A 1290-nucleotide genomic window follows, 5' to 3' on the forward strand; every position below is an offset into this window, starting at 1 on the left:
TATCACCCCTTTAAAACTTGATTTGCAATTATTAACTTTTGAATTTCGTTAGTTCCTTCAACAATCTCATACATCTTTGCTTCTCTATAGAGCCTTTCCACAACATAGCCTCTTATATACCCACTTCCACCAAAAATTTGAGTTGCAAGGCGAGAAACAGAAACAGCGCTATTTGTTGCAAAATACTTTGCAATAGATGAAAATAAGCCAAAATCTTTTGCTTCTTCATCTTTTTTCTTTGCTGCTCTTAACACAATTTCACGAGATGTCTCAAGAAGAGTTTTCATTTCAGCTAAATATGATTGAATAATCTGATGGTTTGCAATAGTGACGCCCCCTTGGACTCTTTCCTTTGCATATTTTATAGATTCATTTAAGGCTCTCTCCATGAGCCCTACCGCTCCTGAAGCAGTCAAAACTCTACCTTGATCAAGAGTCTTCATTGCAATGATAAACCCTAAGTTAGCCCTTCCTATGAGGTTTTCTTTTGGGACTTTTACATCTTGTAAAGTTAAAGTTGCATTGCCTAAATAAGGAAGCGCCATTTTTTCTTCATGTCTTCCAACGTGTAAACCTTCGGAATTACTTTCAACAACAAATGCAGAGATACCCCTTGCAAGGGCGTTTGGATCTGTTTTTGCAAAAATCACATAGATATCTGCAAGGCCTGCATTGGTAACAAAAGCTTTTGTGCCATTCAAAATGTAGTAATCACCATCAAGAACTGCTGTTGTTTTTATTGTAGTTGGGTCCGATCCTGCCTGTGGCTCCGTTAAAGAAAACGCCCCTATTAGCTTTCCTCTATTTAAATCTTTAAGGTATTTTTCTTTTAAATAGTTAGAACCATTCAGAATAGAATAACTTGCAAGTTGATGAGCGCCAATAATCATTGAAATTGTGCTTGTGTAGTAAGACAACACCATCGAGGCTCTAACACTTTCTTCGAAGCTAAGTCCAACTCCACCAAATTCCTTTGGAAAATTTATACTAAAAAAACCAAGTTCTCCTAATTTTGCTAAAATTTCTTTGATATATAAACCATGCTCTTCAATATCTTTTTCTTTAGGCTCAATAAGTGCTTTACATACTTCAGTTGTTATTTCTTCTATCCTCTCCATGGTAAAATCCTTTTTAGCAAATTATACTATCTTTAAATAAAAAACAAAAACGCCCGTAGTTTCTCTACGGGCGTAGGGCTTAAAGTAAAACCGTCTATTTTGGATAAATTATTGTAATTGTCCCTGTTTTACCATCCCATTCAACGGAAGCATCAAAAGCTTCTGCAATAAA

At 35.7% G+C, this 1290-nt stretch carries 1 protein-coding gene; it reads right to left on the reverse strand.

Features of this window, described 5'->3' with window-relative positions; genetic code table 11:
* Nucleotides 1–2 precede the first annotated feature (2 nt).
* Nucleotides 3–1118 (reverse strand): acyl-CoA dehydrogenase family protein, encoded by a 1116-nt coding sequence (locus K6343_00815; GenBank protein ID MEF3244515.1) that lies wholly within the window; start codon nt 1116–1118, stop codon nt 3–5.
* Between the last annotated feature and the right edge of the window lie 172 nt (nt 1119–1290).

It is taken from the genome of Caldisericaceae bacterium, assembly GCA_036574215.1.
In the GTDB taxonomy this organism is placed as follows: Bacteria; Caldisericota; Caldisericia; order Caldisericales; family Caldisericaceae; genus Caldisericum.